The sequence below is a fragment of the Mesorhizobium sp. M0909 genome (assembly GCF_040319515.1).
Classification (GTDB): domain Bacteria; phylum Pseudomonadota; class Alphaproteobacteria; order Rhizobiales; family Rhizobiaceae; genus Mesorhizobium.
This window is the reverse complement of record NZ_JAMYOA010000007.1, coordinates 280,884-300,396: the sequence shown is the minus strand read 5'-3', so window position 1 is coordinate 300,396 and position 19,513 is coordinate 280,884. Positions and strand designations below refer to the sequence as shown.

The window sequence follows — 19,513 nt, the reverse complement described above, 5'->3', positions numbered from 1 at the left end:
GGGCTTGGGCTGACGCAACGTCATGTAGTTTGGTAATCTGTCGTGCTAACCAAATGATTGCACAAAAAAAATGCAAGGCGCGAGGCCTTGCAATTTAAACGCGTCCGATCTGTTTCCGGTGTCCGGCGGCAGCGAGTTACCGCGCCTAGATCGCATCCTCCCAAGACTTTGACCGCGTAGGAGGGCAGATTTTTCTCTACCCTCTCGGTTATGTGGGCACACTAGCCTAAGGCGGGTGAAAATGTCACGAAGAATTTTGCCCGGAAACAGGCAATCTCGTGCTGCAGTGCACAATAGTACGGCAGGCGTTGCTTGCGAAACGGCCAGCAAGCCGTGTGCGGCAATTGCGGCGCCTGTGCAGCGCCTGGGCCGGGTTTCCATTCCGCCATGAAATGGCTATGAAGCCGGGGCAAGCAAGCCTGTGCCGCGCCGATTCCGGCGCCGCCATCCTCTCTCACGGACCAGTTCATGCGTTTGTCGCGCTATTTCCTGCCCATCCTCAAAGAAAACCCGCGCGAGGCCGAGATTGTCTCGCATCGGCTGATGCTGCGTGCCGGCATGATCCGCCAGCAGGGGCAGGGCAGCTTTTCCTGGCTGCCGCTCGGCAAGCGGGTGCTGGACAAGGTCTGCCGGATTATCCGCGAGGAGCAGAATCGCGCCGGCGCGCTCGAAATCCTGATGCCGACCATCCAATCGGCCGAGCTGTGGCGCGAAAGTGGCCGCTATGAAGATTACGGCAAGGAGATGCTGCGCATCAAGGACCGGCAAGACCGCGATATGCTCTACGGGCCGACCAACGAGGAGATGGTCACCGAGATCTTCCGCTCCTATGTCAAGTCCTACAAGGACCTGCCGCTCAACCTCTATCACATCCAGTGGAAGTTTCGCGACGAGGTGCGCCCGCGCTTCGGTGTCATGCGTTCGCGCGAGTTCCTGATGAAGGACGCCTATTCCTTCGACCTCGATTATGAAGGCGCCAAGGCCGCCTATAACCGCATGTTCGTGTCCTATCTCAGGACGTTTACGCGCATGGGGCTTCAGGCTATCCCGATGCGCGCCGACACCGGGCCGATCGGCGGCGACCTCAGCCATGAGTTCATCATCCTGGCCGACACCGGCGAGAGCCAGGTGTTTTGCCACCGCGATTATCTTTCGCTGGCAGTGCCCGGCGCAGACACGGATTTTTCGAACGACGCCGAGATCGGCGCCATCGTCAAGACATGGACGACGCCCTATGCCGCCACCGACGAGATGCATGACGAGGCGGCATGGGAGAAGGTGCCCGCGAGCGACCGGGTCTCGGCGCGCGGCATCGAGGTTGGGCATATCTTCCATTTCGGCGACAAATATTCCAAGCCGATGGGCGCCAAGGTGACCGGCCCGGACGGCAAGGATCATTTCGTTTCTGGCGGTTCCTACGGCATCGGCCCGTCCAGGCTGGTCGCGGCGATCATCGAAGCCAGCCATGACGATAACGGCATCATCTGGCCGGAGGCGGTGGCGCCGTTCGATGTCGGCCTAATCAACATGAAGGCCGGCGATGCCGAATGCGACCGCGTCTGCGGCGAGCTGAATGCCGCCTTTGCCGCCGCGGGCAAGGAGGTGCTCTACGACGACACCGACCAGCGGCCGGGCGGCAAGTTCGCCACCGCCGATCTGATCGGGCTGCCGTGGCAGGTGATCGTCGGGCCGCGCGGCATCGCCGCCGGCGAGGTCGAAATCAAGAACCGCAGGACCGGCGAGCGCGAGACGCTGCCGATCGCGGACGTGAAGCAGCGTTTCGGTGCCGCCGCATGAACAAAGCGGCGGCAGCAAGACCATCGGGCGCCGGGCCTTTTTCCGGCTTCGAGCGCATGGTGGCGTGGCGCTATCTGCGGTCGCGTCGCAAGGAGACGGTGATCTCGGTCATCGCCTCGATCTCCTTCCTCGGCATCATGCTGGGCGTCGCCACGCTGATCGTCGTCATGGCGGTGATGAACGGCTTTCGCGCCGAACTGCTGACGCGCATCCTAGGCGTCAACGGGCACCTGATCGTGCAGCCGCTCGACATGCCGCTGGAGGACTATGCCCAGGTCGCCGGCCGCATCAACGGCGTGCCCGGCGTCAAATACGCCATCCCGCTGATCGACGGGCAGGTGCTGGCGCAAGGCAATGTCGGCGGCGGCACCGGCGCGCTGGTGCGCGGCATACGCGGCGAGGATCTCGGCAAGATCACCATCGTCGCCAACAATATCAAGGAGGGCTCGATCGTCGGCTTTGACACCGGCGAAGGCGTCGCCATCGGCAGCCGCATGGCCGAGAATCTCGGCCTAGTGCTTGGCGATACGATCACGCTGATTTCGCCCGAGGGCGACATCACGCCGCTTGGCACGACGCCGCGCATGAAAGGCTATCCGGTCACCGCGATCTTCGAGGTCGGCATGTCGGAATATGACAGTTCCATCGTCTACATGCCGTTCTCGGAAGCGCAGCTTTATTTCAACATGGACGGCCGGGCGCAGACGATCGAGATCTATGCCGACAATCCCGACAATATCGACGCGCTGAAGCCGAAGGTCGAAGAGGCGGCGCAGCGGCCGATCAGCCTTGTCGATTGGCGGCAACGCAACAAGACGTTCTTCGACGCGCTGCAGGTCGAACGCAACGTCATGTTCATGATCCTGACCCTGATCGTGCTGGTGGCGGCGCTAAACATCATTTCGGGCCTGATCATGCTGGTGAAGGACAAGGGCCACGACATCGCCATCCTGCGCACCATGGGCGCGACGCGCAGCGCGATCCTGCGCATCTTCCTGATGACCGGGGCTGCGATCGGTGTTGTCGGCACCATCGCCGGCGTGCTGCTCGGCATCGTGATCTGCCTCAACGTCGAGCGCATTCGCCAGTTCTTCTCCTGGCTGGCCAACGAGCGGCTGTTCAATCCCGAGCTTTATTTCCTGAGCCAATTGCCGGCCCGCATGGATGCCAGCGAGACGATCTCCGTCGTTCTCATGGCGCTGGCGCTGTCGTTCCTGGCCACGCTGTTTCCGGCGTGGCGCGCGGCCAGGCTCGATCCGGTCGAAGCGCTGAGGTACGAGTGATGGCCGAAGCCATTATCGAGCTGAAGAGCGTCGAACGGCACTATGTGCAGGGACCGCGCAAGCTGACCATCCTGAACGGCGCCGATTTTTCGCTGAAGCGTGGCGAGATGGTGGCGCTTGTGGCGCCGTCGGGCACCGGCAAGTCGACGCTGCTACACACCGCCGGGCTGTTGGAGCGACCGGACGCCGGCGACGTGATCCTGGCGGGGCGCGCCTGCGGCCGGCTTTCCGACGACGAGCGCACGGCGATCCGCCGCAACGACGTCGGCTTCGTCTATCAGTTCCATCATTTGCTGCCTGAATTCTCGGCGCTGGAAAACATCATGATGCCGCAGCTGATAAAAGGGCTGCCGCGCAAGGAGGCGGCCGAGCGGGCGGCGCAATTGCTCGACTATATGCAGATCGGCAAGCGGGCACAGCATCGCCCCTCCGAGCTCTCCGGCGGCGAGCAGCAGCGGGTCGCCATTGCGCGTGCCGTCGCCAATGCGCCGCTGGTGCTTTTGGCCGACGAGCCGACCGGCAATCTCGACCCGGTGACTGCTTCCTATGTGTTCGAGGCGCTGGCAGCGCTGGTCCGGCAATCGGGCCTGGCGGCGCTGATCGCCACTCATAATCATGAGCTCGCCTCGCGCATGGACCGCCGCGTGACGCTGGCCGACGGCAAGGTCGTGCCGCTTTAGGGGTGCGCTGCTATTGAGGCGATGCCGGCCTGCGAGCTGCCGTGCGCCGTCCCGCCACTTTCGCGCGCCTGTCGGCCCCGAAACGCCCGGCATCTCCCTTTTCAACCCTTTCTTAACCCTGTCGAAATGACCGAGCGCAATTCCGGTGACACCTGGGCTGCGATCGTTGACATTCGAACAAAATTAGAACAAAATACGAACATACTAACAACAGGAGAGAGTTATGACCGATCTTGTTCAGGATGTCGTTTCGCTGGTGTGCATGAGCACGTTCCTCATTTCCATGGCAATCTGGATCGGCGCGATGTGAGGCTTGAGCTCAAGGGCGGGCTCGATGCTGATGAGCGAGGGCCGCCTTCGCATATTGGCGCAGGCATTGGGCGAGTGTTTCAGCCGGCCTTGCGGGACACTTCGACAGGCGACACCGCGGCGGGCCCGAACACGTCCTCGAAAGCGGATTTCAGCGCCAGGTCGAGGTCGGCCATGGTCACGGGAAGGCCGAGATCGACAAGGCTGGTAACGCCGTGATCCTGGACGCCGCACGGTACGATGCCGCTGAAATGGCTAAGGTCCGGCTCGACATTGATGGCGATGCCGTGAAAGCTCACCCAGCGCCTCAGCCTTATGCCGATGGCGGCGATCTTGTCCTCGGCCGCCGAGCCGTCGGGCAAAGCGGGGCGGTCCGGCCGAACCACCCAGACGCCGACGCGGTCCTCGCGGCGTTCGCCGCGTACGTTGAAGGCGGCCAGCGAGCCGATGATCCATTGTTCGAGAGCGGCGACGAAGGCGCGGACATCCTCGCGCCGCCGCTTCAGGTCGAGCATGACGTAGGCGACCCGCTGGCCCGGCCCATGATAGGTGTATTCGCCGCCACGCCCGGCGGCAAAGACCGGGAAGCGGTCCGGCTCGATCAGGTCCTCGACGCGGGCGCTGGTGCCGGCGGTGTAGAGCGGCGGGTGCTCGACCAGCCAGACCATCTCGCCGGCGGCGCCGCTGCGGATTGCCTCGGCGCGCGCCTCCATCAGGGCGAGCGCATCGGGATAGGCGGTGAGCCCAGGCTCGATCCGCCATTCGACCGGCGCCGAGCCGGGCAAGGGCAGGAACGACGTGGCGATCTGGCTGCGTTCTGTCATGATATCTCGTCTCGCCACTCATATGGCGGCAATCGGTACAAACGTCCAGTTCCGGCACGTTCGGCCCTTGAAGAGTTATGCCGATGTCCGGCCGATTATTGCTGGCCGCGCACTTGTTTCACCGGAAACGATTTGCTACACGCCGCGGGCCGGTTGGTTCCGGCTCCTACCACGTGCGGTCGTGGCGGAATTGGTAGACGCGCAGCGTTGAGGTCGCTGTGGGGCAACCCGTGGAAGTTCGAGTCTTCTCGACCGCACCAATCAGTCTTTTGGCTGTGGAAGTTATTGCGATTTTTCTGGCTTGTCGCACAGCCGTGCAAATACCGCAAAAAGCGCACTGTCACCGTAATTTGTTAATTCGCGTTCTATGCCGTCTGTTCACTTTCCCGGACATCTGAGTTCACGGTTGGTGATGGGCATCGCAGCGAAGCAAGCACCTTTGCGCTTGCCTTGAAGGCATCCTATTCTGGAGGGTAGCATCCGCTCGTGGGCATAGAATGTCGGTACTGCCTTTCTTAAGAATTTACGCGCCGCTCAACGCGGTGCTGGCTGCGACTGGGCTTGTGGCGGTGGCTGCGCTCACGACACCGGACATGTCCGGACGAAGCAGACTGGCTTTGGCTGCCGTGCTCGCGGTCATTTGGGGCGTCTATCTCCTGGAATTGGCCGAGAAACTGCTCAACCGCCGGGCGGGAGACCTTCGGGACAGGACGCCGGCAATCGCCATTGATGTGCTCGCGGTTTTGGTTCCACTCGCCGCATTTCTGCTCGTCGGCACGCCCGACCGGAGCCTCTACTGCGCTGTCTGGCTGCTGAAACCGCTGCGCGATTCAACTTTCTTCCCGCTGCTGGGCAGAATCCTGACCAACGAAGCGCGCAACCTGATCGGCGTCGCCACGGTCTTCGGCATCGTTCTGTTCGGTGTTGCGCTCGCAGCCTATGTGATCGAGCGCGACGTCCAACCGCAAAAGTTCGGCAGCATCCCCCAGGCAATGTGGTGGGCGGTGGTCACGCTGTCCACCACCGGCTATGGCGACGCTATTCCGGAAAGCTTCGCCGGCCGCGTCCTTGCCGGGGCGGTCATGATGAGTGGCATCGGCATCTTCGCGCTCTGGGCTGGCATTCTTGCCACCGGCTTTTATCAAGAAGTCCGTCGCGAGGATTTCGTCCGCAATTGGCAATTGGTCGCCGCCGTGCCGTTGTTTCAGAAGCTCGGCCCGGCCACACTGGTCGAGATCGTGCGCGCATTACGACCTCGCATCGTGCCGGCAGGTGCTGTGATCTGCCGCAAGGGCGAGACCGGTGATCAGATGTTCTTCGTCGTGGAGGGGCGCGTCAGCGTCGCGACGCCGAACCCGGTGGAGCTGGGCCCTGGCGCCTTCTTCGGCGAGATGGCGCTGATCACCGGCGAACCGCGCTCGGCGACCGTCAGCGCCACAACGGTGGTCTCACTCCTGTCGCTACACTCGGCGGATTTCCAGATGCTGTGCAGCAGCAGCCCGGAGATCGCAGAAATCATCCGCAAAACCGCGCTCGAGCGGCGCGGCGCGGCGCCTAAGGGTTGACCGTACTAGGTGTTCGTCAGGAGGAGGATGCGCTGCCAGGGCGGCCAATTGCCCGCCGACGGTGGCTGGCTGGAACTACATGCTCTGCCGCTGCCGAACCGCCCTCAATACAAATCGCCGCGGAATCGTAGAGAAATGCTTTAAAATCAACGCGGGAGGCGTTGCGGCGCTGCGTCTCGAGCGCACCATTAAATTCGAAAGCGGAATCTCTTCCTCGTTGAATTCTCGCACGGCGGGGAGCGTCCTTGTCGGGGCACGTGCTTTGTGCCTGATTGCGGTCGCGAGTTTGGCTTATGCGAAGTGGCCATCGGCGGGCATGGCCATCCATCGACAAGCGCACATAACTATTCGCGCACCAGGCGTCCGGTCGCCCACCAGATCACTGATACAACAACGATCGATGCGTAGCCGTCCACGGCATAGTGCCAGCCAGTGAACACCGATCCGTACAGGATCAGGGCTGCAAAGGTCCAACCCAGAACGCCAAGCCAGCGATTGATCGATGACAGCAAATAGGCGTTCAATACGGCAAAGGCGACATGCATGCTTGGCATGGCCGAGATGCCGCCGCCAAGACTTGGCCGGCCGCTCTGGTAAGCCTTCAGGAGATATGCCGCGGGTTCCCGCACCATGTAACTATGGTTCAGCCTGTCCAGGGCCGCATTCAATCCGTGGAAGCGATCCACGCCGACAAAGTGGTGGTAGTAAACCGGTCCGACCGATGCCAGCGCCAGGGCCAAGACCGTTCCGAGGACGGACAACGTCAGCGCTGCTGCGCAGAGATAGCGGATGCGGGCAATCTCGTCCGACCAGAGCGACACGAAAAGGATGGTGCCGAACCACTGGTAAAACCAAATGACTTCATAGCTGTTGAAGACGACGGACGACCAATTGTTGCTGTCGAGCTTATGGACGATCTCCCATGGCGGCATCCCGTGCAGCCATTCATCAGCGTCGGCCAACCAGTTGTCGGCATAGTATGGAACGACGGACGGGATGGCGATCTTGTAGGTAGAGAACGCGGTCAAGCTGGCAAAGAAGAACAGCAGCACCAGCAGACAACCACGCCAGCGCCCTTGAGCCAAATCCAGTGCGTAGCGAACCGGTTGCCGCCGACCATGGATTAGCGCGGCACAGCAGACGCCACCGATAAACAACACCGGGATGCCAACAAGAAACTTGTGAGAATAGATTAAGGCCGACGTATAGAATACCTCCGGGTATAGTGCGGAAGCGCCTAAAACATATGTCGCCATGAACAATGAGAGGCGCAATTGCCATATGGCGGAGGGCCTGTAGCGAGAGGCTTCCGTGGTTAGGGCCAAACCAATTTACCCGTTCTTAACGTTTCGCCGGAGAGACACATATACCGATAAGGTAAAAACCTTGCCGCCAGGTTTACTTTTCCCCGGTGGTCGACATTTGCCGCCGGCTCGCATGCGACGGATTGTTTCCCTGTAATCTTGCATCCGCATTTGCTGTCCAAGCCCCTGCGTGAAGGGATTGCCCGAGGGCTGGAAACCGAACTGGCTGGCTGGTGCTTAACGCGCCTGCCGCCTCCCGTTGACGTATCATAAGTTTTAGCTTATCATAAGTCATGGTTTATGATTATGCAGGCATGATGGCCTTGGCCGATCCGACACGCCGCAAGGTGTTCGAGCTCATCGCCGATCGGCCACGCTCGGTCATCGATCTGACGCGAGTGCTTCCGGTCTCGCAGCCGGCGGTATCGCAGCACCTCAAGGTTTTGAAGGAAGCCCGGCTGGTCCGCGCAGAGCCGAAAGGTGCCAGCAACATCTATCATCTCGACCCGCATGGACTTGGCGAGATGCGCGCCTGGCTCGACCGCATGTGGGGCGATGCGCTCGACGCCTTCAAACGGGAAGTCGACAACAGCAAGGAGAAGAGGAAATGACGACCATGATCAAGCCCGCGCCGGTCAGGAAGTCGGTGACCGTGGAGGTGCCGCTCGACAAGGCATTCGATGTGTTCACCACAGGATTCGGGCGCTGGTGGCCGGCTTCGCACTCGATCGGCAAATCCGCCCTGACGACCGCGGTGATCGAACCGAAAGCCGGCGGCCGCTGGTACGAGATTGGCGAGGATGGGTCACAATGCGATTGGGGCGAGGTTCTCGCCTGGGATCCGCCGTCAAGGCTGACACTCGCCTGGCGCATTGGAGCCGGCTGGCGCTACGATCCGGCACTGCTGACCGAAGTCGAGATCCGCTTTGTCGCGCTCGGCGAGAACGCGACGCGTGTGGAACTCGAGCACAGGCTTCTGGAGAACATGGGCGAAACCGCAGAGGCGATGCGCGAGGCCTTCGAATCCGAGGGTGGCTGGAGCGGTCTCCTCGACCGCTATGCGGCCGAGGCCAAGCGCCACGCCGCCTGATCGGGAAGCCTTCCAGTCCAATACCAGCGAGGCCCTCGCACTGTCGGCCTCGCCGTTTTGAATCAGTGTCGATCTCCCCATCTGGTTGACTGGGGCGGGGAGATACGCTGCCCTTTACCTGGCGCCGCGAAGGTTTTGCAGCGCCGCAGGTTTGTAGAACGTCCTCTCCTCCTACCATCCGGTATGCGTTGCGTCGTTTGGACGCGCGAACGGCGCTGTAGCAATTTGCCGTTGCGCATGGTCCTTTCGCAAAATCGATTCCGATTGTCAGGGTCATGCGTTAGACCTGACAGGCACCTTATCCGGAAATCCAATGGCGGGAGGCGCTGGTGGAAGGCCAGGACGAACAGATGACCGGCGCCAGGGCCGTCGAGGAGCGCCGCGCCGACATCTATGACGAGGACGGCGTCATCCTGTCGTCGTTTCTCGCCCAGATCGGTGCCGCGATCGCCGATCGCGATACGCTGACGCTGAAGCGTGAAGTCGACGATCTGCACCAGTCGGAACTCGGTCATCTGCTCGAGGCCCTGCACCCGGAACAGCGACGCGCGCTGGTCGAATTGCTGGGCAAGGATTTCGATTTTTCCGCGCTGACCGAGGTCGACGAGGCGATCCGCCGCGACATCGTCGACAGTCTGCCCAATGCGCAGATCGCCCAGGCGGTGCAGGATCTCGATTCCGACGATGCCGTCTACATTCTCGAAGACCTCGACCAGGAGGACCAGGACGAGATCCTGTCGCAACTGCCGTTTACCGAGCGGATCAGGCTGCGGCGCTCGCTCGATTATCCCGAAGAGACCGCCGGCCGCCGCATGCAGACGGAGTTCGTCGCGGTGCCGCCCTTCTGGACGATCGGCCAGACCATCGACTACATGCGCGAGGACAACAACCTTCCCGACCGTTTTAGCCAGATCTTCGTCATCGATCCGAGCTTCAAGCTGCTCGGCGCCATCGACCTCGACCAGATCCTGCGCACCAAGCGCTCGGTCAAGGTCGAAGAGGTCATGCATGAGACCAGGCATGCCATCCCGGCCACCATGGACCAGGAGGAGGCGGCACGCGAATTCGAACAATACGATCTTCTGTCCGCCGCCGTCGTCGACGAGAACGAGCGGCTGGTCGGCGTGCTGACCATCGACGACGTCGTCGACGTCATCCAGCAGGAGGCCGAGGAAGATCTGCTGCGCATGGGCGGCGTCGGCGACGAAGAACTCTCGGACAGCATCTTTTCGACCTCGCGCTCGCGCGTGCCCTGGCTGCTGGTCAATCTTTTGACGGCTTTCCTGGCGGCTTCGGTGATCGGCCTGTTCGACCGCACCATCGAGCATATCGTGGCGCTGGCGGTGCTGATGCCGATCGTCGCCGGCATGGGCGGCAATGCCGGCTCGCAGACCATGACGGTCACGGTGCGGGCGCTGGCGACCAGGGACCTCGACATCTACAATGCCGGCCGCATCATCCGCCGCGAAATCGGGGTGGGCTTCATCAATGGCATCATCTTCGCCATCCTGATCGGCCTCGTGGCTGCTGCCTGGTTCCACGATCGCAATCTCGGCGGCATCATCGCTGCTGCGATGATCATCAACATGTTCGTGGCGGCTCTGGCGGGCATCCTTATCCCGCTGCTGCTCGACCGCTTCAAGATCGACCCGGCTGTGGCTTCGGCGGTTTTCGTCACCACGGTCACCGATGTCGTCGGTTTCTTTGCCTTTCTCGGGCTCGCCACATGGTGGTTCGGCGTGCGCTGAACGGCACCTCAATTGACTTTTACGTAAATGCCGTGCGAGGCTTTGGAAGGTGCCTTGTCCGCCGATTCTGGTTACGCGCCTGGGCGCCGGCGGCGCCGGCCAGTTGGAACTCGCGGCGTGGCCGGGGCATTGGAGTGACGATGCGGGAATATTATTCGATCACGGAACTGACCCGCGAATTCGACGTGTCGACGCGGACGTTGCGCTTCTACGAGGACGAAGGGCTGGTGCAGCCGGTACGGCGCGGCCGCACCCGGCTGTTCCGGCCATCGGACCGGCATCTGATCCGCCAGATCATGCGCGGCAAGAGGCTCGGCTTCTCGATCAACGAGATCCGCGAAATCATCCAGATGTACAGGGAGCCGCCCGGCGAGGTCGGCCAACTCAAATTGATGATCAAGCGAATCGAGGAAAAGCGCGAGCATTTGCGCCAGAAACGCCGCGACCTCGAAGAGACCCTGGCCGAACTCGACCAGGCCGAGGAATCCTGCGTCGAGCGGCTGGTGGAACTCGGCGTCACCACATAGGCGCGGTGTCAGCCTCGGCTCAAACCCAGCGCCGCACCCTTTTGGCGTAGTCCCGGTACTTTTTGCCAAATTTGGCGGTCAGCACCTTCTCCTCGCTCTCGATCGTCAGCTTCTGCGTCAGGAACGCCGCGATGACCGCCAGCGGCAGGAACCAGGCGATCCCCGTGACAAAGGCGAGGCTGACCAGCAGCAATGTGTTGGCGAGGTAGATCGGGTTGCGGCTGACGGCGAAGGGTCCGGTGGTCACCAGATGGTCAGGCACGCCGTTCGGGTTGAGCGTCGTCTTGGCGCGGATCATGGCGCGAATTGCCGTGAACCAGAGCGCGGCAACCGCCACCAATCCCACAAGGCCGGCGGCGAACAGGATGTCGCCGAGAAGATCGCCGATCCACGGCAGCGGATAGAACAGCCCTAGCGCGACGCTGACGATGATGGCGGCGATATAGATCAGCGGCGGCCATGGGATGTGCCCCAGCTTCGGCTGCCCAGGATTTTGCTGCACGGGTTTCGGGTGACTGTCGCTCATTATTGTCCTCCCTCGATTAGCGCGTTCCCGGTTCCGCCGCCTCGGTTTGGGCGGTGCAGGTGCCGGCGAGCTCGCCAATATGCGCCTTCCACTCCAGGGACTGGTCGTTGCTGTAGAGCCGGTCAAGCGAGGCTTCGCCCTGGAGAGTGTCCAGCATGCAGGCACAATAGCTGGAGCAGAACTCGGTGTCGCGTGCCTGCTGGCAGGATATCTGGCAGGATTTCAGAAAACTCACCTCCCTGGTTTCGGCCTGCGCCGGCATGAATTGCGAAAACAGCCAGACCGAGCCGATCAGCACCGGCTGATGGATCAAATAGAAGGCAAGGCTGTGCCGGCCGATGAAGACCAGCGGGTTTGCCCAGCGGCCGGGCGCCAAGGCCGACAGCCGCGTCAGTGCGCCAGAGGTGGCGGCGCGCTTGGTAACCGCGATGCCGGCAAGCACGGCGCCGAACCAGGGCAGCAGCGGAACGTAGTCATTGGAGCGCGGGTTGGTCGCCGACAGGCCGACCCACCACAAAGCCGGATGATCGAAAAGCTCGGATCGCAAGTAGAAAGGCGCGGCGATAACGAGGGCCGCCACGGCAAGCGTCAGCAGCGCCGGCAGCCGCAGGAACGCCAGGCCGAGCAAGCTGGCGAGCGCGATCTCGTGCAATATGCCGAAGAAGATGAAGCCGTCGGGCGTGGCGATGCGGGTGACCAGCGATATTGCGAGCGCTGCCCCGGCAACCATGGCGAAGCGCTTCCAGAAGCCGGTCCAGCGGATTTTTTTGCCATGGGCGAGATAGAGGCTGATGCCGACCAGGAACAGGAAGCTCGAGGCGATGCAGCGCGCGTAGATTTTCCACCAGCCGAAGGCGGTGAGGCCGGGATCGGTGTAGCCGAAGAATTCGAGGTCCCAGGTGAAATGATAGCTCGCCATGGCAAGCAATGCGATGCCGCGTGCAATGTCGATAGCGGCGATGCGCTTCGACTTCGGTTGATCCTGAACGGCTGCGCTCGGCGTGTCGATGCTCATTGGTCTCGCTGTCTTGGTTCCAGCCCCGGCAAGACGACTATCACGGTTGCCACCGTCAAAAGAAGCAGGGCCTTGCGTCGCGTTGGTGACGGTCGGCATCAGGGCTGCTTTAGGCCAGAGCCGGAAAGCCTTTGGCCGGCTTCGCTTTTTGCCGTGAAGGCGTCGGTTTCCTGTTACCCGGCCAGGAATCGCCGCGGCAGATTTGTGCTCCAACCCTGCTTCGGGCGATTCGGCTTCGGGGAACACAATGGCTACCCATGTGCGCCATCCGATCTGGCTTGCGGCCTTGCGGCCGGCGGATGCCCGCACCTTCGCCTCGCTCTATGCGGTCGAATCCTTCGCGCGCGCCACCGTGTCCAGCGTCATCCCGATCCAGGCCTATGAGATACTGCACAACGAGCAGATCGTTTCGATCCTCTACACGATCGTGGCGATGCTCGGCCTGTCGGCGACGCTGTTCATGCCGATGCTGATCGCCCGCTTTGCCCGGCGCTGGGTCTATACCGCCGGCGCCTGCCTGCTGGCCGTCGGCTCGCTGTTCTTCGTCACCCATACGCTGGTCGGCCAGGTGGTGGGCATGCTCTGCCGCGTCGTCGGCGCCGGGGCGCTGGCGATCACGCTCAACCTCTACATCATGGACCATATCCGCAAGACCGATTTCATGCAGGCCGAGTCGCTGCGCATGGCGTGGTCGATGCTTGCCTGGACCGCCGGGCCGACCCTCGGAATTTACCTCTACACGCGTTTCGGCATCTATGCCGCGCATGGCGCGGTGGCCGTCTTCGCCATGGCTTTGCTGGCGCTGTTCTGGACTTACCGGCTTGGCGATAACCCGTCGATCCGCCCCGGCAAGACGCGGCCGGTCAATCCGCTGGCCAATATCGGCCGCTTCGTCGCGCAGCCAAGGCTGAGGCTGGCCTGGCTGATCGCCTTCGGCCGCTCCTGCTTCTGGACGACGTTCTTCGTCTACGGGCCGCTGTTCATGGTGATCACCGGCGAGGGCAAGCTCGCCGGCGGCCTCTTGGTTTCGGCCGGCAATGCGCTTTTGTTCATGGCAATCTTCTGGGGCAGGGCAGGAAAGCGTTTCGGCGGCCGGCGCACCATGACGTTCGCCTATTTCGCGATGTCGGCAACGCTGCTGGCGGCCGGCGCCGTCGGCGAGGCCGCGCCGCTCATCACCGGCGCCTTGCTGCTTTGCGGTGCTTTCTTCACCATCGCGCTGGATGCGCTGGGCTCGACCGCCTTCATGCGCTCGGTGCGCTCGTATGAGCGGGCACAGATGGCGGCGGTCTACCGCACCTATCTCGACTTTTCCGAGCTGACGCCGCCTCTGGTCTATTCCGTGGTGCTGGCGTTCTTCGGCCTGGGCGCGGTTTTCGCGACACTCGGCCTGCTGGCGGCGATCTGCGGCTTCGGCACCTGGCGCTATCTGCCCAAATCGCTTTGATGTTCGAGCGCCACATGGCGCTCGCGCACCCCAATTGTGGAAGCGGTGCAGTGCCGCATCGAACGCAGGCCGTTCTGTTCGACCGCGCAGATCGCGACGTCTGCGGCGCCAGTTCTCCGGTTTGGCGAGGCGGCGCATTCGCCACACGATCCGGCGGAATTTGGTTTGCCGGGCGCGGCGATTCTGCCTATAGTCGCTGATGTCGTCGGTTCCGTTTGGAACCAAGAGGGAATGCGGTGCGGGCGAAATTGTTTGCCCAATGCCGTGGCTGCCCCCGCAACTGTGTGCGGTAGTCCTCTCCATATGCCACTGAAGGTTCGCCTTCGGGAAGGTGGGGAAGGGTGCTGATCCGCGAGCCAGGAGACCTGCCGGCGACAGGAAACTGACTTCTATGCCCTCGGGTGGAGGGCGAAAGGACAAGACATGAATACCGCTTCCGTTTCGCTCGGCGCTTCCGCCTCCTCGCAGTCGCGTCTCATGCAGCTGGCGCTTGCTGCATTCCTCGGCATTTTCGTCATGGGCTTTGTCGGCTTTTCGCATATCGATGCGGTCCACAATGCCGCGCACGACTATCGCCACTCGATGGGCTTTCCCTGCCACTGACAAGGGGCTGACATCATGACACTGTTTCGCAACGTCGTGTTCATCGCGGCGATCGCAGGGCTTGTGGCCGGCGTCGTTCTCGCCTGCATGCAGGCCTACGCCACCGTGCCGCTCATCCTGAAAGCGGAAGTCTACGAACAGGCCGGCGGCGGCCGTGACCATGCCGCGGCACCTGCGGCACCGGCCGAAAACGCAGCGGGCACGATGGCTATGAGCAGCGCCGCGCCGGCACCGGCTGAAGCAATGGCTCCGGCTGAAGACGAAGGCTGGGCGCCGGCCGACGGCTTCGAGCGCTTTGGCTTCAGCGTCGTTGCCAATATCGTCACCGGCATTGGCTTCGCACTGGTCCTGGTCGCGGTTTCGGAGTTCGCCGGCGGCATCGGCAATTGGCGCCAGGGCCTGTTCTGGGGGCTGGCCGGCTTTGCCGTGTTCACGCTGGCGCCCGGCCTCGGCCTGCCGCCGGAACTGCCGGCGATGCCGGCGGCCGACCTTGTCCAACGCCAGATCTGGTGGTGGGCAACAGTGGTGGCGACAGCGGCCGGTCTCGGCCTTATCGCCTTCCGCAGATCGCTGCCGCTGGCGATCCTTGCCGTGGCGTTGATCGTTGCGCCGCATATTGTCGGCGCGCCGCAGCCCGACAGTTTCGAGACGGCGATCCCGGAAGGCCTGCATCATCAGTTCGTGGTGGCGGTGACGCTGACCAATCTGGTGTTCTGGCTGGTGCTCGGTATGGTCGTCGGGCTGGTGCGCGGACGCTTCACCGGCGCGGCAACCAGCCTGCGCGACAGCTTTGCCTGACCGCGCTGCCGGGGCGCTGACCCTGGTCATCGGCGGTGCGCGCTCCGGCAAGAGCGCGCATGCCGAGAGGCTGGTGAGCGCCTGTCCGGCGCCGTGGAGCTATATCGCCACAGCGCAAGCCTATGACGAGGAGATGCGTCAGCGCATCGCGCTGCACCGCTCGCGGCGAGGCGATGGCTGGACGACCATCGAGGCGCCGCTCGACCTTACCGGCGCGATCGAGGCACTGCCCGACGGCCAGCCGGTGCTGATCGACTGCCTGACGCTGTGGCTGACCAACCATATGCTGGCCGACCATGATGTCGAGGCCGAATGCCGAAGGCTGGCCGATGTGCTGTCGCGGCCGCGCGGCCCGTGGTTCGTGGTGTCCAACGAGGTCGGCCAGGGCATCGTGCCGGACAATGCGCTGGCAAGACGATTTCGCGATGCCGCCGGCCGGCTGAACCAGGACGTCGCGGCGGTCGCCGGCACCGTGCTTTTGATGGTGGCGGGGCTGCCGCTCAAGGTGAAATGACATGGCTGATACTATCGATCCCAAGACCATTGAACAGGGGGACGAGGAACGCCACCGCGCCAAGATGGCCAAGCGCAAGGCGGTGCAGGACGCCGAGGTTGCAGCCAAGACGGTCGAGAAGGGGCTGTTGATCGTCAACACCGGGCCGGGCAAGGGCAAGACCACGGCCGCCTTCGGTCTGGCGCTCAGGATGCTCGGCTACGGCAAGCGTGTCGGCGTCGTCCAGTTCATCAAGGGCAAATGGCACACCGGCGAGAAGGACGCCTTTGCCGCCTTCGGCGACCGTGTCCTCTGGCACGCCATGGGCGAGGGCTTTACGTGGGAGACGCAGGACCTGAAACGCGACATCGCGGCGGCCGAGGCCGCCTGGGCGAAGGCGCTCGAGCTGATGGCCGAGCCGTCGATCAGCCTGGTGGTGCTCGACGAGTTGAACATCGCGCTGCGTTACGACTATCTCGACCTCGAAAAGGTGGTCGCGGCGCTGAAGTCACGCCGCGAAGGCCTGCATATCATCGTCACCGGCCGCAACGCCAAGCCGGCACTGGTCGAGGCGGCCGACCTGGTCACCGAGATGGCCGTGACCAAGCACCACTTCTCCGCCGGCGTGAAGGCGCAGCAGGGGATTGAGTTCTGAGGGGTGTTGCTGGTTTGTCAAGGTCAGCGCTGCCCCTCATCGCCTGCCGGCGATTTCTCCCCGTGAAGGACGGGGAGAAGGAGCTAGCCGCAACGCTGGCGATCTCCCTCTCCCTGTCTTTTCACGGGGAGGTAAGGCTGAGGGGCAGCGCCGACCTGAACCGATTATTTGAGGCGTTGCCCTATTTTGTTCTTGCTTTATGCCGGCAGCTATGCTACTAATTCCGCTATGGTGCTAATTGGCTCCAACGACCCGCCGCTTGGCGGGTTTTTTGTTTGCGCTCGATCTCGAGCGCAGGTCACGCCAAGATAACAACCACTGCGACCACCCCGAACAGCGCAATCAGCAGCAAGTCGGCGACCTGGTAGAGTTTCAGCGCCCGTCGGACGTCGGTGCTCTCGACATCGTCGCGGCGGCCGCCCTCGCCCATCAACGCGTCTTCGACCATCACGCCGTCGTAGGAACGGGGGCCGGCGAGCGCCAGGCCGAGCGCGCCGGCCATCGCTGCCTCCGGCCAGCCGGCATTGGGCGAGCGGTGTTTTTTCGCATCGCGCCGCACGGCGTGCCAGGCGGCTTTGGCGTCGGCGCCCTTTACCAGGAAAGCCGCAAGCACGATCAGCAGCGCCGTCAGTCGCGACGCCGGCAGGTTGATCCAGTCGTCGAAGCGCGCAGCCGCCCAGCCGAAGGCTTCGTGGCGCGGCGTGCGGTGGCCGATCATCGAATCGGCGGTGTTTGCGGCCTTGTAGGCGACGCCGCCGGCGAGCCCGCCAATACCGATCCAGAAGGCCGGCGCGACGACACCGTCGGAGAAATTCTCGGCAAGACTTTCGATCGCTGCGCGGCAGACAGCGGCCCTGTCGAGCTTTTCCGGATCGCGGCCGACGATCCTGGAGACGGCAATGCGGCCCATGTCCAGTCCGCCGCTGTCGAGTGCGTCGGCCACCGCTTCGACGTGCTCGGCCAGGCTCTTCTGCGACAGCAGCGACGTCGCCAGGATTGCGGTGACCAACAAGCCGAAGGGAATGCTCCAAAGCATGGCTTCGATCCAGAAGGCGAGGCCGGCCGGCACCAGCACGATCACCAGCAGCGCGACGACGCCCCAGCGGCGACGGTCGGCGTCGGAATCAGTGGCGCGGTTGAGCCTGCGGTCGAGAAAGGATATCAGCCTGCCGAACCAGGTGACGGGATGGCCAATGGCATCGAAGAGCCGGGCCGGGTAGCCGAGTACAAGTTCGATGGCCAGCGACAGGGAAGTGATCAGGATCGACATGAAGTCTCTTGATGGAGTGACGGCGGCGGTGGACCACGGCGGAAGCCTTGGCCGGGCGAGGGCGCTTTTCCCTCACGCGCCGCTGCCTTTCGTCGACCTCTCGACCGGGATCAATCCGCACTCCTACCCGCTTTTCGATTTGCCCGCCACCGCCCTGTCGCGATTGCCGGAAACGGCGCGCAGCCGCGACTTGGCTGAACTCGCGGCAAGCGCCTATGGCGCGCCGTCGGCGGCGAACGTCGTGGCGGCGCCCGGCACGCAAATCCTGTTGCCGCGCGTCGCTTCGCTGGTCAGCCCGGGCAAGGCGCTGGTGCTCGGGCCGACTTATGCCGAGCATCGGCGGGCAGCAGCGATCGCCGGCCACGCGGCGGCTGAAGTCGATGATTTCGAAGCCCTGGCGGCGGCCAACCTTGCGATCGTCGTCAATCCAAACAACCCGGACGGGCGCGTCGTCGAGCGCGAAAGATTGCTTCGACTTGCCGGGGCATTACGCGCCAGAGGCGGGCTGCTGGTCGTCGACGAGGCCTTCATGGATGTCGGCCCGCGCAGCGAGAGCCTGGCCGGCGACGTCGACCAGGGCGGCATCGTCGTGCTGCGCTCGTTCGGCAAGTTCTTCGGCCTGGCCGGCCTGCGGCTTGGGTTTGCATTGGCCGACGCGCTGATGGTCGAGCGGCTGGAGGCGCAATTCGGGCCATGGGCGGTTGCCGGGCCGGCGCTCGAATATGGCATAAGGGCGCTTGCCGACACCGGCTGGCAGGCCGGGATGCGGCGCCGTCTGGCCGAGGATACCGCACGGCTCGACACGCTGTTCGGCCGCTTCGGCGTGCCTGTCGCCGGTGGCACCACGCTGTTCCGCTATCTCAGGCTGGCGAACGCTGCCGGCCTGTTTTCGGCACTTGGCCAGCGCGGCATCCTGCTTCGGCATTTCGCCGGCCGGCCGGATGTGCTGCGCGCCGGCCTGCCGGGAGCCGACGAAGAATGGCGGCGGCTCGAATCGGCGCTTGCCGGCTGGGCCTCGCGGCGCGACGATGATGCCAAGGGAGAAACGACCCAATGATCCATGTCTGCTCGCTGTCCAAAGTCGAGGAAACGGTGACGAAGACCGGCGCCGGGCGGCTGCTTTCGCTGCTCGCCGCCGGAACGGAGGTGGTGCGACCGGCCTCGATCACCAGGGAAAACCATCTGCATCTGGTCATGCACGACATTGCGGTGGCGCAGGAGGGCATGACCATGCCGGGCGAGGAGCACGTTGTGACCCTGCTCGATTTCGCCCGCCAATGGGACCGCTCGCGGCCGCTGGTGGTGCATTGCTATGCCGGCATCAGCCGCTCGACCGCCTCGGCCTATATCATCGCGGCAGCGCTGGCGCCGAAGCGCGACGAGGCCGAGTTGGCCGAGACTCTGCGCAGGCTGTCGCCGACGGCGACACCCAATCCGCGGCTGATCGCGATCGCCGACACGCTGCTCGATCGCAGGGGCCGGATGATCGAAGCGATCCAGGCGATCGGGCGCGGCGCGGATGCTTTCGAAGGCACACCGTTCGAATTGAAAATCTGAGCCTAAAAACAAGTTCCAGGAA

The 19,513-nt window shown here is 63.3% G+C and carries 20 protein-coding genes, 1 tRNA gene and 1 riboswitch; of the genes, 16 read left to right on the top strand and 5 right to left on the bottom strand.

From position 1 onward, the window contains the following. Positions 1-468: 468 nt before the first annotated feature. Genes proS through NKH83_RS14080 form a run of 3 tightly spaced genes read left to right on the top strand, consistent with a single transcriptional unit; the run spans position 469 to position 3,760 of the window. Positions 469-1,797, top strand: a complete 1,329-nt coding sequence (gene proS / locus NKH83_RS14090; RefSeq protein ID WP_352477559.1) for a proline--tRNA ligase — start codon at positions 469-471, stop codon at positions 1,795-1,797. Continuing rightward, complete coding sequence (locus NKH83_RS14085; RefSeq protein ID WP_352477560.1) at positions 1,794-3,080, top strand: lipoprotein-releasing ABC transporter permease subunit; 1,287 nt, start codon at positions 1,794-1,796, stop codon at positions 3,078-3,080. Before proS ends, NKH83_RS14085 begins: the two co-directional genes overlap by 4 nt. After that, positions 3,077-3,760, top strand: a complete 684-nt coding sequence (locus tag NKH83_RS14080) for an ABC transporter ATP-binding protein (RefSeq protein WP_254818120.1) — start codon at positions 3,077-3,079, stop codon at positions 3,758-3,760. The genes NKH83_RS14085 and NKH83_RS14080 overlap by 4 nt, the downstream gene beginning before the upstream one ends. A gap of 389 nt (positions 3,761-4,149) precedes the next feature. Here the strand turns inward: NKH83_RS14080 and lipB are convergent, their stop codons facing one another. Then, positions 4,150-4,893 carry a lipoyl(octanoyl) transferase LipB gene (lipB, locus tag NKH83_RS14075; RefSeq protein ID WP_352477561.1) on the bottom strand — a complete coding sequence of 248 codons (744 nt, stop codon included), beginning with the start codon at positions 4,891-4,893 and terminating at the stop codon, positions 4,150-4,152. A gap of 175 nt (positions 4,894-5,068) precedes the next feature. Here lipB and NKH83_RS14070 point away from each other — a divergent pair. Together NKH83_RS14070 and NKH83_RS14065 are read left to right on the top strand one after the other, a co-directional pair. Beyond that, positions 5,069-5,153: transfer RNA gene (locus NKH83_RS14070), tRNA-Leu, on the top strand. A gap of 237 nt (positions 5,154-5,390) precedes the next feature. Further along, on the top strand, positions 5,391-6,458 hold the full coding sequence (locus NKH83_RS14065; RefSeq protein ID WP_352805235.1) for a cyclic nucleotide-gated potassium channel: 1,068 nt from the start codon (positions 5,391-5,393) through the stop codon (positions 6,456-6,458). Positions 6,459-6,802: 344 nt separating this feature from the next. Here the strand turns inward: NKH83_RS14065 and NKH83_RS14060 are convergent, their stop codons facing one another. After that, a complete protein-coding gene (locus NKH83_RS14060) occupies positions 6,803-7,714 on the bottom strand; it encodes a phosphatase PAP2 family protein (RefSeq protein WP_352805294.1) in 912 nt (303 codons plus the stop codon). Between the two features lie 341 nt (positions 7,715-8,055). Here NKH83_RS14060 and NKH83_RS14055 point away from each other — a divergent pair, with 341 nt between their 5' ends. From NKH83_RS14055 to NKH83_RS14040, 4 genes are all read left to right on the top strand, one after another. Next, entirely contained in the window at positions 8,056-8,373 is a 318-nt protein-coding gene (locus NKH83_RS14055; RefSeq protein WP_352477563.1) for an ArsR/SmtB family transcription factor, read from the top strand. Beyond that, the gene (locus tag NKH83_RS14050; RefSeq protein WP_254818127.1) at positions 8,370-8,852 is read left to right on the top strand and encodes an SRPBCC family protein; all 483 of its coding nucleotides are present in this window, start codon (positions 8,370-8,372) and stop codon (positions 8,850-8,852) included. Before NKH83_RS14055 ends, NKH83_RS14050 begins: the two co-directional genes overlap by 4 nt. 350 nt (positions 8,853-9,202) lie before the next feature. Beyond that, the gene (gene mgtE / locus NKH83_RS14045) at positions 9,203-10,600 is read left to right on the top strand and encodes a magnesium transporter (RefSeq protein ID WP_302895619.1); all 1,398 of its coding nucleotides are present in this window, start codon (positions 9,203-9,205) and stop codon (positions 10,598-10,600) included. A gap of 140 nt (positions 10,601-10,740) precedes the next feature. After that, the gene (locus NKH83_RS14040) at positions 10,741-11,127 is read left to right on the top strand and encodes a MerR family transcriptional regulator (RefSeq protein WP_254818129.1); all 387 of its coding nucleotides are present in this window, start codon (positions 10,741-10,743) and stop codon (positions 11,125-11,127) included. Between the two features lie 19 nt (positions 11,128-11,146). On the opposite strand, the gene NKH83_RS14035 is transcribed toward NKH83_RS14040, so the two are convergent. Then, positions 11,147-11,653, bottom strand: coding sequence for a methyltransferase family protein (locus tag NKH83_RS14035; protein WP_352477564.1), 507 nt, complete (start codon positions 11,651-11,653; stop codon positions 11,147-11,149). A 16-nt stretch (positions 11,654-11,669) separates the two neighbouring features. Then, positions 11,670-12,668, bottom strand: coding sequence for a heparan-alpha-glucosaminide N-acetyltransferase (locus NKH83_RS14030; RefSeq protein ID WP_352477565.1), 999 nt, complete (start codon positions 12,666-12,668; stop codon positions 11,670-11,672). Positions 12,669-12,915: 247 nt separating this feature from the next. Here NKH83_RS14030 and NKH83_RS14025 point away from each other — a divergent pair, with 247 nt between their 5' ends. The 5 genes from NKH83_RS14025 (at position 12,916) to cobO (ending at position 16,664) form a co-directional block, all read left to right on the top strand. Further along, positions 12,916-14,115 (top strand): MFS transporter, encoded by a 1,200-nt coding sequence (locus NKH83_RS14025; RefSeq protein ID WP_352805231.1) that lies wholly within the window; start codon positions 12,916-12,918, stop codon positions 14,113-14,115. 189 nt (positions 14,116-14,304) lie between these two features. After that, positions 14,305-14,502, top strand: a riboswitch (cobalamin riboswitch). Positions 14,503-14,538: 36 nt separating this feature from the next. Then, positions 14,539-14,718 (top strand): CbtB domain-containing protein, encoded by a 180-nt coding sequence (locus NKH83_RS14020; RefSeq protein ID WP_023676561.1) that lies wholly within the window; start codon positions 14,539-14,541, stop codon positions 14,716-14,718. A 15-nt stretch (positions 14,719-14,733) separates the two neighbouring features. Continuing rightward, the gene (locus NKH83_RS14015; RefSeq protein ID WP_352805228.1) at positions 14,734-15,516 is read left to right on the top strand and encodes a CbtA family protein; all 783 of its coding nucleotides are present in this window, start codon (positions 14,734-14,736) and stop codon (positions 15,514-15,516) included. After that, on the top strand, positions 15,509-16,030 hold the full coding sequence (gene cobU, locus NKH83_RS14010) for a bifunctional adenosylcobinamide kinase/adenosylcobinamide-phosphate guanylyltransferase (RefSeq protein ID WP_352799652.1): 522 nt from the start codon (positions 15,509-15,511) through the stop codon (positions 16,028-16,030). The genes NKH83_RS14015 and cobU overlap by 8 nt, the downstream gene beginning before the upstream one ends. A 1-nt stretch (position 16,031) precedes the next feature. Further along, the gene (gene cobO, locus NKH83_RS14005; RefSeq protein ID WP_352799653.1) at positions 16,032-16,664 is read left to right on the top strand and encodes a cob(I)yrinic acid a,c-diamide adenosyltransferase; all 633 of its coding nucleotides are present in this window, start codon (positions 16,032-16,034) and stop codon (positions 16,662-16,664) included. 298 nt (positions 16,665-16,962) lie between these two features. Here the strand turns inward: cobO and cbiB are convergent, their stop codons facing one another. After that, complete coding sequence (gene cbiB, locus NKH83_RS14000; protein WP_352799654.1) at positions 16,963-17,934, bottom strand: adenosylcobinamide-phosphate synthase CbiB; 972 nt, start codon at positions 17,932-17,934, stop codon at positions 16,963-16,965. Here cbiB and cobD point away from each other — a divergent pair. Together cobD and NKH83_RS13990 are read left to right on the top strand one after the other, a co-directional pair. After that, entirely contained in the window at positions 17,933-18,991 is a 1,059-nt protein-coding gene (gene cobD, locus NKH83_RS13995; protein ID WP_352805223.1) for a threonine-phosphate decarboxylase CobD, read from the top strand. The two genes, cbiB and cobD, sit on opposite strands and share 2 nt — an antisense overlap. Then, on the top strand, positions 18,988-19,491 hold the full coding sequence (locus NKH83_RS13990) for a tyrosine phosphatase family protein (protein WP_352646973.1): 504 nt from the start codon (positions 18,988-18,990) through the stop codon (positions 19,489-19,491). The genes cobD and NKH83_RS13990 overlap by 4 nt, the downstream gene beginning before the upstream one ends. Positions 19,492-19,513: the final 22 nt, after the last annotated feature.